We start from the raw sequence: 12,383 nt of genomic DNA, 5'->3' as shown, positions 1-12,383 counted from the left end.
GGTCGGGAATGCTGCTCGGGGCTGCTGCTCGGGGCGGACGGTCCGGCGGAGCCCCAAGAGGCATCTGGACGGCTCCGTGAACGGGAGTTAGCGTCGGGCCGTGATCAGGCCGGCCGCCGCGGCCGGCGCCGTAGTGTCGGAGGCTGGCATGTCCGTACCCTCGTCCCCCCGCAGCGCGACCACGTTCGATCCGCACGACCCCCTCGGCATCGACGATCTGCTGACGCCCGAGGATCTCGCCGTCCGTGACACCATCCGCCGCTGGGCCGCCGACCGCGTCCTGCCGCACATCGCCGAGTGGTACGAGCGCGGCGAACTCCCCGTCATCCGGGAACTCACGCGCGAACTCGGCGCCATGGGCGCCCTCGGCATGCCGCTCACCGGCTACGGCTGCGCGGGCGCGAGCGCCGTGCAGTACGGGCTGACCTGCCTGGAGCTGGAGGCCGCCGATTCCGGCATCCGCTCCCTCGTCTCGGTGCAGGGCTCCCTCGCGATGTACGCGATCCACCGCTTCGGCTCCGAGGAGCAGCGGCAGCGCTGGCTGCCGGGCATGGCCGCCGGTGAGCTCATCGGCTGCTTCGGGCTCACCGAGCCCGACCACGGCTCCGACCCGGCCGGCATGCGCACCCGCGCCAAGCGCGACGGGAGCGACTGGCTGCTCACCGGCCGCAAGATGTGGATCACCAATGGCTCGGTGGCCGACGTGGCCGTCGTCTGGGCGCGTACCGACGACGGGATACGGGGTTTCCTCGTGCCCACGGACAGCCCCGGCTTCTCCGCGCCCGAAATCACCCATAAGTGGTCACTGCGTGCGTCCGTCACGAGTGAACTGGTCCTCGACGAGGTGCGGCTGCCGGCCGACGCGGTGCTCCCGGAGGTCACCGGACTGCGCGGTCCGCTCGGCTGTCTGAACCACGCCCGCTACGGGATCGTGTGGGGCGCCATGGGCGCGGCGCGCAGCAGCTTCGAGTCGGCGCTGGACTACGCCCGTACCCGCGAGCAGTTCGGCCGGCCCATCGGCGGCTTCCAGCTCACCCAGGCCAAGCTCGCCGACATGGCGCTGGAACTGCACAAGGGCATCCTGCTCGCCCATCACCTGGGGTCGCGCATGGACGCGGGGACGCTCCGCCCGGAGCAGGTCAGCTTCGGGAAGCTCAACAACGTGCGCGAGGCGATCGACATCTGCCGCACGGCCAGGACCGTCCTCGGCGCCAACGGGATCTCGCTGGAGTACCCGGTCATGCGGCACGCCACGAACCTGGAGTCGGTGCTCACCTACGAGGGCACCGTGGAGATGCACCAGCTGGTGCTGGGCAAGGCGCTCACCGGTCTCGACGCGTTCCGCTGAGCACCCGCCCGTGAGGGGCGTCAGCTCTGGTTGAAGAAGCCTCCGTTCGTCCGCCCCGTGGGTTCGCCGTTGAGCACCTGGTAGTCGGCGGGGGTGAGCAGGAAGACCCGGTTGGCGACCCGCTCGATGGAGCCGCGCAGGCCGAAGGTCAGCCCCGCCGCGAAGTCCACGACGCGCTTGGCGTCGTTGGGCTCCATGCCGGTGAGGTTGACGATCACCGGCACCCCCTCGCGGAAGAGCTCGCCGATGCCCCGGGCGTCCCGGAAGCCGTCCGGGGTGACGGTCGCGATCCGCGTGCCCTGTTCCTGCGCGGTCTCGTCCGCCACCCGCACCTTCGGGTTGGTCACCCAGGAGTCGCCGGGCTCGGGCCCCTCGGCGTAGTCGTCGTCGTAGTAGCGCTCGTCATCGCCGTCGTCGACGAGGCCGAGCCAGGCACTCGCCTTGCGCACCGATCCCATGGACGCCTCCTCTCACACGCGGTGTGGTCCGACCGCTTCTCTATCGTCGTCCATGATGCGGATGATGTGCCAAGTGGATGGCCGCCAAGCGAGGATTTCGTGACGCATCTGGTGCAAAGCGCTTGGCGGTGCGTCAGAAAGCCCGAGAGCTTCGCCACACGCTCTGGACCTGGGCATATGCGGTACGGGGAACGGTCCGCGGGCTGCGGACCGGTGTGGTTGTCCGGTGATTAGGATGCCCGGGTCCATCCACACCACACACGGGGGCTTGAATTGTTCGGGATCATCAGACCATGCCGGCACCGGCTCTCGGAGGCGATGCGCACCGAGTGGGTGGCCCATCTGTGCGGGCTCTGCCTCGCCCTGCGCGGTGACCACGGACAGTTCGCGCGCGCCGCCACCAACTACGACGGACTCGTCATATCGGTGCTCGTCGAGGCCCAGTCGGCGCGTGCGGACGACGCCGGCTCCTGGCGGCGCACGGCCGGTCCCTGCCCGCTGCGCGGCATGCGCACCGCCCCGGTCGCGCGCGGCGAGGGCGCGCGGCTCGCCGCGTCCGTCTCGCTCGTCCTGGCGTCGGCGAAGATGCGCGACCATGTGGCCGACGGTGACGGACTGTTGGCCCGGCGCCCGGTCGCCGCCGCGGCCCGGCGCGTCGCCGCGAAGTGGGACCGCGCCGGAGCCCGTACCGGATCGGACCTCGGTTTCGACACCGCCGTCCTCGTCGACGCGGTCGACCGGCAGGCGGGCATCGAGGCCCTCGCGGGCGTCGGCACCCCTCTGCTGGACATCACCGAGCCGACCGAGACGGCGACCGCCGCGGCCTTCGGGCACACGGCGGTGCTCGCCGGCCGGCCGGGCAACAAGGAGCCGCTGGAGGAGGCCGGCCGGCTGTTCGGCCGGCTCGCGCATCTCCTCGACGCCGTCGAGGACCTGGAGGAGGACCGGAGGACCGGGGCGTGGAACCCCGTCGCCGCCACCGCGACGGACCTCGCGGAGGTCCGCCGGCTGTGCGACGACGCCGTGCACGGCGTGCGCCTCGCCCTGCGCGAGGCCGACTTCGGGAGCAAGGCCCAGGGCAGGCTGGCGCACCTGCTCCTCGCGCACGAGCTGGACCGGGCCGTGGACCGGGCGTTCGGCACCTCGGGCTGCGGCCACCAGGGACACGCGGAGGCGACTACGGGCGCCCCCGAGGCCCCCGGCGGGCAGGCCGTGGGCGCCTTCGGACCGCCGCCGGTCATGCCGCCCGGCGCGCCGCCGGAGCCGCCGCGCCGGGGCAGGGAGCGCGGGCTGATCGCCGGCTGTGCGGTGTGGAGCGGCCTCCTGCGCACCTGTCAGCTGTGCTGCGCCGACCCGTTCCACGATCCGTGGACCGGGGAGCCGCGTCAGGGGTGTTGCCACAAGTGCGACTGCGGTGATTGCGGAGACTGCGGCAATTGCTGTGACTGCTGCGACTGTTGCAATTGTTGCGAAAACTGCGACTGCGGTTGTGACTGCGGCTGCTGAAGGGTCGGGCCGGCCGTCGAGGCACCGCGTCACGTGGACGACGTACGAGGGGAAGCGCGGCCCGCGGGCCGCACGGGCGCGGTGCGGGTGTGAAGGCGTGCGGGAGGCGTCAGCCCTGACGGGAGGCCGGGCGCGAAGCGGGACAGGAGCCCGGACAGGAGCCCGGACACGCCGCCGACCGGAGATGGCCGAAGTCGATGTGGTCCCGGGTGACCGGACGTTGCCCTGAGCGCATGGGCCAAGTGGAACAGCCTTCCGATTCCGCGTCAACCGGATCCGGTCCGCTTGTCCGGCATGTGGACCGCGACATGGACACCCGTCCGAAGGCGCTTGACAGCGGGCCGTGGCTCCGGCTTAGCCTCGGGGTCCGGCCGTGCTGAGGGGCGCGGTCCGGGTGTGAAGGCAGCGTCAACTCCCGTGTTCGACCACCGCATCCACGGAGCCTTCGCATGCCCGCACCGATCCGGCCGACCCGGCCCCTGCACCTGTCCGTCGCCCTCGACCGGCCCGCCGGTGAGGGTGCCGGGCCCTATCTGCGCGCCGCCCGTCTCGCCGAGCGCGGCCGGCTGGACTTCGTCACCCTCGGCGACAGCCTCGGTCCGCCCCGCCGGGGCGCGAGCCGCCTGGACGCCCTCGCCGTCCTCGCCCGGATCGCCCCCGCCACCGAGCGCATCGGCCTGGTGCCCACCGTCACCACCACCCACACCGAGCCCTTCCATGTCTCCTCCGCCGTCTCGACCCTGGACTGGGTGAGCCGCGGCCGGGCCGGCTGGACCGTGGACGTCTCGGCGGACGAGGCCACGGCCCGGCACTTCGGCCGCCGAGCCGCCGCCCCCGCCGCCGAACTCTGGCGCGAGGCCGGCGAGGTCGCCGACGTCGTCACCCGGCTCTGGGACAGCCGGGAGGACGGCGCCGAGCTCCGCGACACCGCCACCGGGTGCCTCGCCGACCGCGACAAGCTCCACCGCGTCGACTTCGAGGGCACCGGCTTCTCCGTCCGCGGCCCCTCCCTCGTGCCCCGCCCGCCCCAGGGCCACCCGGTCACCGTCGTCGACGCCACCCACCCGCTGCCCCGCGCGGTCGCCGCCGCCCACGCGGACCTCGCCTTCCTGCGCGTCCCCCGCCGCGGCGACGGCACCCGCGTACTCCGCGCCGCCCGCGACGACCTGCGCCGCCGCGCCCGGGACGCGGGCCGTGGCGAGGGGCTCCCCCTCGTCGTCGCCTCCTTACCCGTCGCGCTCCACGCGGTCGCCGACGCCGTCGCCCTCGCCGACCTGGCCGGCGCCTGGTACGCGGACGGCCTCGTCGACGGCCTCCACCTCCGGCCCCGGGACCCCGACCGGGACCTCGCCCTCCTCGTCGACGGGACCGTGCCCGTGCTCCAGCACCGCGGCCTGCTGCGCTCCTTCTACCCGGGCGGCACGCTCCGCGAGCACCTGTGCCTGTCCCGCCCCGCCAACCGCTACGCACGCGCGCGGACCGACGGGGCCGCATGACCCGCGACCACGGCCCCCACCGGGACCCGGAGCAGATCCACCTGGCCGTCCGCTTCCCGGGCGTGGACGACACCCCCGTCCGGCCCGGCCACCGCTCCGGCGGCCCGTTCGACTTCTCCTCCTTCGCCCACCTCGCCCGCACCGCCGAACGCGGCCTGTTCGACTTCCTCCTCCTCGCCGGGGAACCGGGGCCGCGCGAGCACGGCGACCACGGCCTCGACGCCGTCGGCCGCCCCGAATTCCTCACCCTGCTCGGCGCCCTCGCCGCCGTCACCGACCGGCTCGGCCTCGCCGCCACCGCCGACACCACCTCCCACGAGCCCTACGAACTCGCCCGCCGGCTCGCCTCCCTGGACCACCTCAGCGGCGGTCGCGCGGCCTGGGGCGTCGTCACCTCCTCCGACGCCCTCACCGGCGGGAACTTCCGGCACGGCGGCCCCCTCGACCGGGCCCGCCGCCGGGACCGGGCCGCCGAGTTCGTCACCATCGCCCGCGAACTGTGGGACTCCTGGCCGGCGGGGACCCCGGGCCGGAGCACCGTCCCGCGCCCCTTCGCCCACCACGGGCGGCACTTCGACGTCTCCGGCACCTTCGACGTGGCGAGGTCCCCGCAGGGCCACCCCGTCGTCATCCAGGCCGGTGACACCGGGGAGGACCGGGAGTTCGCGGCCGCCGCCGATGTCGTCCTCCGCCGGCACGGCACCCTCGCCGCCGGCCGCGCCTTCCGCGCCGACGTCACACGCCGGCTCGGCGCGTACGGCCGCCGCCCCGGGGAGCTGAAGACCATGTCCGAGGTCACCGTCGTGCTCGGCGACACCGCCGCCGAGGCCCGGGAGAAGGCCGCGGAGATCCGCCGGCGGCAGGCGCCGTCGCGGACCACCCCGCTCACCCTGGAGCGGGTCCGGGGCCGCGACCTCCCGTCCCACCACCCGGGCGGGCCGCCGCCCGGCGTCGACCCCGACCCGGCCGGGGAAGCGGCGCGCGGCCGGGCCGTGGCCGCCGCCCCGTCCGCCGTGGCCGGGGGCCTCCTCGTCCGGCGGACCGTCGCCGGGACGTCCGGCGGGCAGTCCTTCGTCGGCACGCCCCGGGCCGTCGCCGCGCGGATGGCGGAGTACGTCGCCGGGGGCGCCGCCGACGGATTCGTCCTCGTCCCGCCCCCCACCCCCGGCGGGCTCGACGAATTCGTCGACCGGGTCGTACCCCTCCTCCAGGAGCGTGGCGTGTTCCGTACGGAGTACGCGGGCACGACCCTCCGCGAACACCTCGGCCTCCCCGCCGCCCGGCAGCCTGACCATGTGAAAGGTTGACCCGTATGACCACCGACGCACAACAGCAGTGGAAGGCGTGGCACGAGGAGCGCACCGGGACGGTCACCGCGCCGTACGGTCCGCTCTCGCTCGCCGGCACCTTCTGGCTCTCCGATCTCGCCGACGGTCGAATTCCGGCCTTCTCCGGCGACCGCGGGGTGCCGGTCCCGGGGCGCTGGGCCGACGCGGGCGAGGCCGTGCTCCTCACCGCCGCCGCCGGTGACGGGCTGACCGTCGACGGCCGCCCCGCCGAGGGGGAGTACCGCCTCACCGCCGACGGCGGGGCGGCCACGGCCCGGGTCGCGCACGGCACGCGCAAGCTGCTCGTCATGCGCCGCGAGGACTCCTGGGCCGTCCGCGTCTACGACCCGGAGTCCGCCGCCCGCCGGGAGTTCGCCGGCATCGGCGTCTTCGAGCACGACCCGCGCTGGTCACTGCCGGGGCGCTACCGCCCGTACGGGCGGGACCGCCGGATCACGGTCGAGAACGCCGACGGGCGCGAGCGCGGCCTCGGCCTCTCCGGCGAGCTGGCCTTCGACCTCGACGGCGAGGAGCGCGTGCTGCGCGTCGCGGCCGAGGCGGACGGCGGGCTGTGGGCGGTGTTCGCCGACGCCACCAGCGGGCGGACCAGCTACCGCTTCCGCTTCCTCCACACCCCGCCGCCCGCGCCGGACGGGCGGGTGACCGTCGACTTCAACCGCGCGGTGCTGCCGCCGTGTGCCTTCTCCGACGCGTTCATCTGCCCGTTCCCACCGCCCGGCAACACGCTCGCGGTCGAGGTACCGGCGGGGGAGCGGGCGGTTCCGTAGCGGTCGGAGGCCGGGGCCGGGGCGCGCCATCCGGGGCGGCGGGGGCGGCCCGGCGCGCTCCTGCCCGGGCCCGGCGCGCGCCCTGCCCGGCACCGGCGGTTCCGGGCCCGCGTCCGAAAGATGCTCTTGCGCCGTGGTGCGCCGGGCCCGAATACTCCCGAACAGCGCGCTTGTCAGGGGCACGGCGAAGCGGAACCCGGTGTGCCCATGCGGCCGCGCCTCATGGGCCCGCGCCCACAACCCCACCCGCGGACCCCCGACCCCACTCGGGAGGCACTACGTGAGGACGAAGCGCACCACCCCCCACCGTCGATCCGCGAGACGAACCGGAATCGCCGCCGTGGCCACCGGTCTCGTCGCCGCGTCCGCCCTCGTCGCGACCAACGCCCACGCCCAGCCCGGATCCACCGGCTCCGCGCACTCCGCCGCCCAGCTCTCCGCCGCGAGCGCCGCCGTGCTGTCGGCGGACGTCGCGGGCACCGCCTGGGTCGTCGACAAGGCCTCCGGCGACCTGGTCGTCACCGCCGACTCGACGGTCTCCGCCGCCGCGATAGCGAAGATCAGACGGGCCGCCGGGCCGAACGCGGACGCGATACGCGTCGAGCGCACCCCCGGCACGTTCCGGAAGCTCATCTCCGGCGGCGACGCGGTCTACGCGCCCAGCTGGCGCTGCTCCGCCGGGTTCAACGTGCGCAAGGGCAACACCTACTACTTCCTGACCGCGGGCCATTGCACCGAGGGCAAGCCCGCCTACTACGCCAACTCCGGCCACACCACGAGCATCGGCCCCACGACCGGGACCAGCTTCCCGGGCAACGACTACGGCATCGTGCAGTACAGCAACACCTCCCTCCCGCACCCCAGCGAGGTCAACCTCTACAACGGCAGCGCGCAGCGCATCACCGCCGCGGGCGAGGCGACCGTCGGGCAGTCGGTGCGGCGCAGCGGCTCCACGACCCGGGTGCGCGACGGCAAGGTCACCGGCCTGAACGCCACCGTCAACTACGGCAGCGGGCAGGTGGTCCGCGGCCTGATCAAGACCACGGTGTGCGCGGAACCCGGCGACAGCGGCGGCGCCCTCTTCGCCGGCTCCACCGCCCTCGGCCTGACCTCCGGCGGCAGTGGCAACTGCACCTCCGGCGGGACGACCTTCTTCCAGCCGGTCGGCCCCGCGCTACGGGCCTACGGGGTGAGCATCTTCTGACCACTCCGTGCCCGGCCCGCCCGAAACCCCTGACCGCGAGCGAGCACGATCCCTTCCCCAAGCCTTGCGGCCAGCAGCACAGGAGCCCCCGGTCCGGCCAGGGCCGGGGGCTCGACCCGTGCCCAGGACGGGCATACCGTGGGATATGACACCTGACGTGCAGGGCAGGGGGCCGTGCCATGGTCGAGGAACTGGTGATGGCGGCGGTGGGCGCCGCGTCCGCGGGCGCGGCGTACGTGGTGGCGGGCGCCCGAGTGGTCAAACAGTACGAGCGCGGCGTCGTCCTCCGGCTCGGTCGGCTCCGTGACGAGATCCGCCCGCCGGGGTTCACCATGGTCATCCCGGGAGTGGACCGGCTGCGCAAGGTCAATATGCAGATCGTCACGATGCCCGTCCCCGCGCAGGAGGGCATCACCCGCGACAATGTGACCGTAAGGGTCGACGCGGTCGTCTACTTCAAGGTCGTGAACCCGGCCGAGGCCGTGATCGCGGTCGAGGACTACCGCTTCGCGGTCTCGCAGATGGCCCAGACCTCCCTGCGCTCGATCATCGGCAAGAGCGACCTCGACGACCTCCTCTCCAACCGCGAGAAGCTCAACCAGGGCCTGGAGCTGATGCTCGACAGCCCCGCCATCGGCTGGGGCGTGCAGATCGACCGGGTCGAGATCAAGGACGTCTCGCTGCCGGAGACGATGAAGCGCTCGATGTCCCGGCAGGCGGAGGCAGAGCGGGAGCGGCGGGCCCGCGTGATCAACGCGGACGCGGAGCTGCTGGCCTCGAAGAAGCTCGCGGAGGCGGCGGCGACGATGTCCGAGCAGCCCTCGGCCCTGCAACTGCGGTTGCTCCAGACGATCGTGGCGGTGGCGGCGGAGAAGAACTCGACGTTGGTGCTGCCGTTCCCGGTGGAGTTGCTGCGGTTCCTGGAGCGGGCGGGGCAGGTGTCCGGTGCGCCGGCCGCGGCGGGTGAGCCTGCTTCGGCGGGTGGGGCGGACGCTGCCGGTGGGGCGGCTCCTGACGCGGAGCGGTCTGCGGGGGGCGCGGCGTAGGCGGTGCCCTGAGCGGGGCTTTTCCCCTACCCGCCCCTTCCCGATCCCGGGGCTCCGCCCCGGACCCCGGTCCTCAAACGCCGGACGGGCTGGATTCTCCGGTATCGACCCACGCCCCGGCGCGCGTCGGTGGGTTCGCGCAACCGGGAGTCCGCCTTGTACGCGCCCTCCGGCCCCCGGGACAATCGACGCGCGACTTGGCATGGACGCGCCTTCCGTAAAGCCGGGGGTGCGCCGCTGCCGTCTCCGGGCCCCGGGCACCCCACTGCCGGGCCCGCTCCCCCCACTGGAGGTGTCGAGTTGAAGCGATCCTGGATGCCCGTGCGCGCCCTGCTGGCCGCCGTGGCGGTCGCCGCGTTCGCGGCCGTGACCCTCAGTCCGCAGGACGCCGACGCGTCGACGGCCGGGGAGCCCGGGGCGATGACGTTCTCGAGGTCCGAACTGGCCTCCGCCCAGGCGGCGCTGGACGCCGGTGAGCTCATTCCCGGCACCACCTGGGGGGTGGACCCCAGAGTGGGCCGGGTCGTCGTCACCGCCGACCCCACCGTCAGGGGCGCGGGGCTGGCGCGTCTCAAGCGGGCCGCCGCGAGCCACGGCGGCAAGGTGGTGCTGAGGAGAAGCGCCGCGAAGCTCACCCGGTTCCTCGCGGGCGGCGACGCCGTCGAGGGCGCCCGCGTCCGTTGCTCGCTCGGCTTCAACGTCACACGGCCCGGCAAGCCGGACGGCTTCCTCACGGCCGGGCACTGCGGCAACGCCGTGACGACGTGGTCCGCCGCGGACGGCGGTCCGCGGATCGCGAGGACCGAGAGCGGACCGGTGTTCCCCGGCCACGACTACGCCCTCGCCGCGTACACCGACCCCGCCGTCGCCCACCCGGGCGTGGTGGACCTCCACGACGGTACGACCCAGCCCGTCGCCACGGCCCGCGAGGCGGTCGTCGGCGAAACGGTCCGGCGCAGCGGCTCCACCACGGGGGTGCGGAGCGGCGTCGTCAAGCGCACCGGGGTGACCGTCACCTACCCGGAGGGCCGGGTCACGGGCCTGACCGAGACCACGGCCTGCGCCGAACCCGGCGACAGCGGCGGTCCGTTCTTCTCCCACGGCGACGCGCTGGGGCTTCTCTCCGGCGGCAGCGGCGACTGCGCCGCGGGCGGGACGACCTACTTCCAGCCCGTGGTGGCGGCCCTCGCCGCGTACGGCGCGGCCCTCGGCGGCTCCTGACCCGGACGCACCGCCCGTACGCACGGGGCGGCCCCCGGACACACCTCCACGGTGTCCGGGGGCCGCTTCACGTCCGGGCCCTGGGGCCCGGAGCCCGTTCCTCGAATCCGCCTCAGAATTCGAAGACCAGGCCCTTGCCGGCCTTGGCCGTGCAGGGGTTGGCGAACGTGTGCTCGTAGCTGACCCGGCGTCCGTCCCAGACGCCCTCGGCGGTCACGACGGTCGGGTTCCACTCCTTGGTGCAGACCGTGTCCGACTTGATCCGGGTGACCTTGTCGAAGTCGCCGCCGGCGGCGCGCAGCTGGGAGCAGGCACCCTTGGCGTCCGGGTGGCTGCCGGCGGCCTTCGGCGTACAGGTCAGCGTGACCGCGCGCTGTACGCCGGACTCGGCCGCGGTGGCGCCCTGGCCGACGGTCAGTACCAGCGCGGAGGGCGCGTACAGGCTCTGGGTCTGGGCTTGCGCGGCCGGGACGGGCTTGGGTGCGGCGCTCGCGGTCGTCGTGCCGGCGGCCGCCAGTCCGCCGCCCAGAATCAGCGCGGCGCCCATCGCGATGCCCCCAGTGATGTACCGCATTACGAACACTCCCTTGGTTGTCGGTTCAGATAACGGACCGGAGTCTTGCCCAAGTTGGGCATGAACGCACGTCCGACGGATACTTTCGGTCGCTGGTTGAAAACCCTGAGTAGTGGCCGGATCGGGAGTGAGGCACCTCTCCTCGCAGTCGTCCGGCGGCCGTTCGAGTTCGCACTCATGACCGATTTGACGGGAAGTGGGCGAATTAATGTTACGGGGATGTTGACCAGCAAAGATTCCTTGTAATCAATGATGAATTATCCAAGTTGCCTTCGAAATTATGATTTGCAGTCGCTTGAGCCATCGGATCTAATGAGCCGCACCCCGGGGTGGGAGACCCCCGCAACCCGGCCGAAAAGTGGCCCGCCAGATGACCCACCGGCGGCCGGAGTGATTCAGGAGCGGGGCAGCAAATGGCCGAAGTGCACTCAAGAGGACGGCCTTCCCGGGGCCCTTTCGCCACCGCCGCGCGGGCCTTCCGGCGCGACCGGACCGGCATGGCCGCCCTCGTGGCCGTCCTCCTCTGCGGCCTCCTCGCGCTCGCCGCCCCCCTGCTCGCCGCGGCCTACGGCAAGAACCCCACGACGCACTACGGGCAGGACGAACCCGGCCTGCTCAGCGCCGAGGGCCTGCCGGTCCTGCCCAACGGCGGGATCTCCGGCGAGCACTGGTTCGGCATCGAACCCGGCCTCGGCCGCGACGTGCTCACCCAGCTCCTCTACGGGATGCGCACCTCGCTGCTGGTCGCCCTCGCCTCCGTCGCGGTGATCGCCGTCGTCGGCGTCGTCCTCGGGGTGACCGTCGGCTACCTCAGCGGCCTCGCCGACCGGGCCTTCACCTTCGTATGCAATGTGCTGCTCGCCTTTCCGACACTCCTGCTGCTCCTCGCCCTCAGCCCGGTCATCCAGACCCGCTTCGTCGACCCCGGGGAGAACGAGCCCGCCTGGATGCAGTTCACCTCGCTCATCCTGGTGTTCGCCGCCTTCGGCTGGGTGCCGCTCGCGATGGTGCTGCGCACCGCCGTACGGTCGCTGCGCGAACGGGAGTTCGTCGAGGCGGCGCGGGCCCTCGGCGCGAGCCGCCGGCACATCGTCCTGCGCGAGCTGCTGCCCAACGTCTGGGCCCCCGTGCTCGTCCACGTCACCCTCGCCGTCCCCGGCATCGTCACCGCCGAGGCCGCCCTCTCCTTCCTCGGGGTGGGCATCAACGAACCCGTCCCCGACTGGGGCCGCATGATCTCCCGCGGCTCCGAGGTCTTCTACGACGACCCGACCTACATGGTCTTCCCCGGTGTGGCGATCCTCGTCTTCGTCCTCGCCTTCAACCTCCTCGGCGACGCCGTACGGGACGCGCTCGACCCCCGTACCGCGCGCTGACCCCCACCACGACCTCTTCCGCTTTCCGTCACGGCAAC

11 protein-coding genes are annotated in these 12,383 nt (G+C 73.4%); 9 read left to right on the top strand and 2 right to left on the bottom strand.

The window, feature by feature from the left end:
* Positions 1-148: 148 nt before the first annotated feature.
* The gene (locus tag LUZ64_RS10455) at positions 149-1,348 is read left to right on the top strand and encodes an acyl-CoA dehydrogenase family protein (protein WP_095584388.1); all 1,200 of its coding nucleotides are present in this window, start codon (positions 149-151) and stop codon (positions 1,346-1,348) included.
* Positions 1,349-1,368: 20 nt separating this feature from the next.
* Here the strand turns inward: LUZ64_RS10455 and LUZ64_RS10450 are convergent, their stop codons facing one another.
* Positions 1,369-1,806 (bottom strand): cell division protein SepF, encoded by a 438-nt coding sequence (locus LUZ64_RS10450; RefSeq protein ID WP_095584387.1) that lies wholly within the window; start codon positions 1,804-1,806, stop codon positions 1,369-1,371.
* 273 nt (positions 1,807-2,079) lie between these two features.
* Between LUZ64_RS10450 and LUZ64_RS10445 the strand changes: the two genes are divergently transcribed.
* The 7 genes from LUZ64_RS10445 (at position 2,080) to LUZ64_RS10415 (ending at position 10,395) form a co-directional block, all read left to right on the top strand.
* Positions 2,080-3,312, top strand: a complete 1,233-nt coding sequence (locus LUZ64_RS10445; RefSeq protein ID WP_095584386.1) for a DUF5685 family protein — start codon at positions 2,080-2,082, stop codon at positions 3,310-3,312.
* A gap of 449 nt (positions 3,313-3,761) precedes the next feature.
* Positions 3,762-4,808, top strand: a complete 1,047-nt coding sequence (locus tag LUZ64_RS10440) for an LLM class flavin-dependent oxidoreductase (RefSeq protein WP_232390413.1) — start codon at positions 3,762-3,764, stop codon at positions 4,806-4,808.
* On the top strand, positions 4,805-6,115 hold the full coding sequence (locus tag LUZ64_RS10435; protein ID WP_095579562.1) for an NtaA/DmoA family FMN-dependent monooxygenase: 1,311 nt from the start codon (positions 4,805-4,807) through the stop codon (positions 6,113-6,115). The genes LUZ64_RS10440 and LUZ64_RS10435 overlap by 4 nt, the downstream gene beginning before the upstream one ends.
* 5 nt (positions 6,116-6,120) lie before the next feature.
* A complete protein-coding gene (locus LUZ64_RS10430) occupies positions 6,121-6,924 on the top strand; it encodes a DUF1684 domain-containing protein (RefSeq protein WP_095579563.1) in 804 nt (267 codons plus the stop codon).
* 280 nt (positions 6,925-7,204) lie between these two features.
* Positions 7,205-8,128 carry a S1 family peptidase gene (locus LUZ64_RS10425; RefSeq protein ID WP_095579564.1) on the top strand — a complete coding sequence of 308 codons (924 nt, stop codon included), beginning with the start codon at positions 7,205-7,207 and terminating at the stop codon, positions 8,126-8,128.
* Positions 8,129-8,307: 179 nt separating this feature from the next.
* Positions 8,308-9,174 (top strand): slipin family protein, encoded by an 867-nt coding sequence (locus tag LUZ64_RS10420; protein WP_232390412.1) that lies wholly within the window; start codon positions 8,308-8,310, stop codon positions 9,172-9,174.
* Between the two features lie 300 nt (positions 9,175-9,474).
* The gene (locus tag LUZ64_RS10415; protein WP_232390411.1) at positions 9,475-10,395 is read left to right on the top strand and encodes a S1 family peptidase; all 921 of its coding nucleotides are present in this window, start codon (positions 9,475-9,477) and stop codon (positions 10,393-10,395) included.
* A gap of 112 nt (positions 10,396-10,507) precedes the next feature.
* Here LUZ64_RS10415 and LUZ64_RS10410 read toward each other — a convergent pair whose 3' ends face one another.
* Positions 10,508-10,969, bottom strand: coding sequence for a subtilase-type protease inhibitor (locus LUZ64_RS10410; RefSeq protein ID WP_095579566.1), 462 nt, complete (start codon positions 10,967-10,969; stop codon positions 10,508-10,510).
* A gap of 413 nt (positions 10,970-11,382) precedes the next feature.
* Here LUZ64_RS10410 and LUZ64_RS10405 point away from each other — a divergent pair, with 413 nt between their 5' ends.
* Positions 11,383-12,345 (top strand): ABC transporter permease, encoded by a 963-nt coding sequence (locus tag LUZ64_RS10405; RefSeq protein WP_095579567.1) that lies wholly within the window; start codon positions 11,383-11,385, stop codon positions 12,343-12,345.
* Positions 12,346-12,383 lie beyond the last annotated feature (38 nt).

Source organism: Streptomyces albireticuli, assembly GCF_021228125.1.
In the GTDB taxonomy this organism is placed as follows: domain Bacteria; phylum Actinomycetota; class Actinomycetes; order Streptomycetales; family Streptomycetaceae; genus Streptomyces; species Streptomyces albireticuli.
The sequence above is the reverse complement of the archived record's forward strand: the minus strand, read 5'-3'. Positions and strand labels throughout refer to the sequence as shown.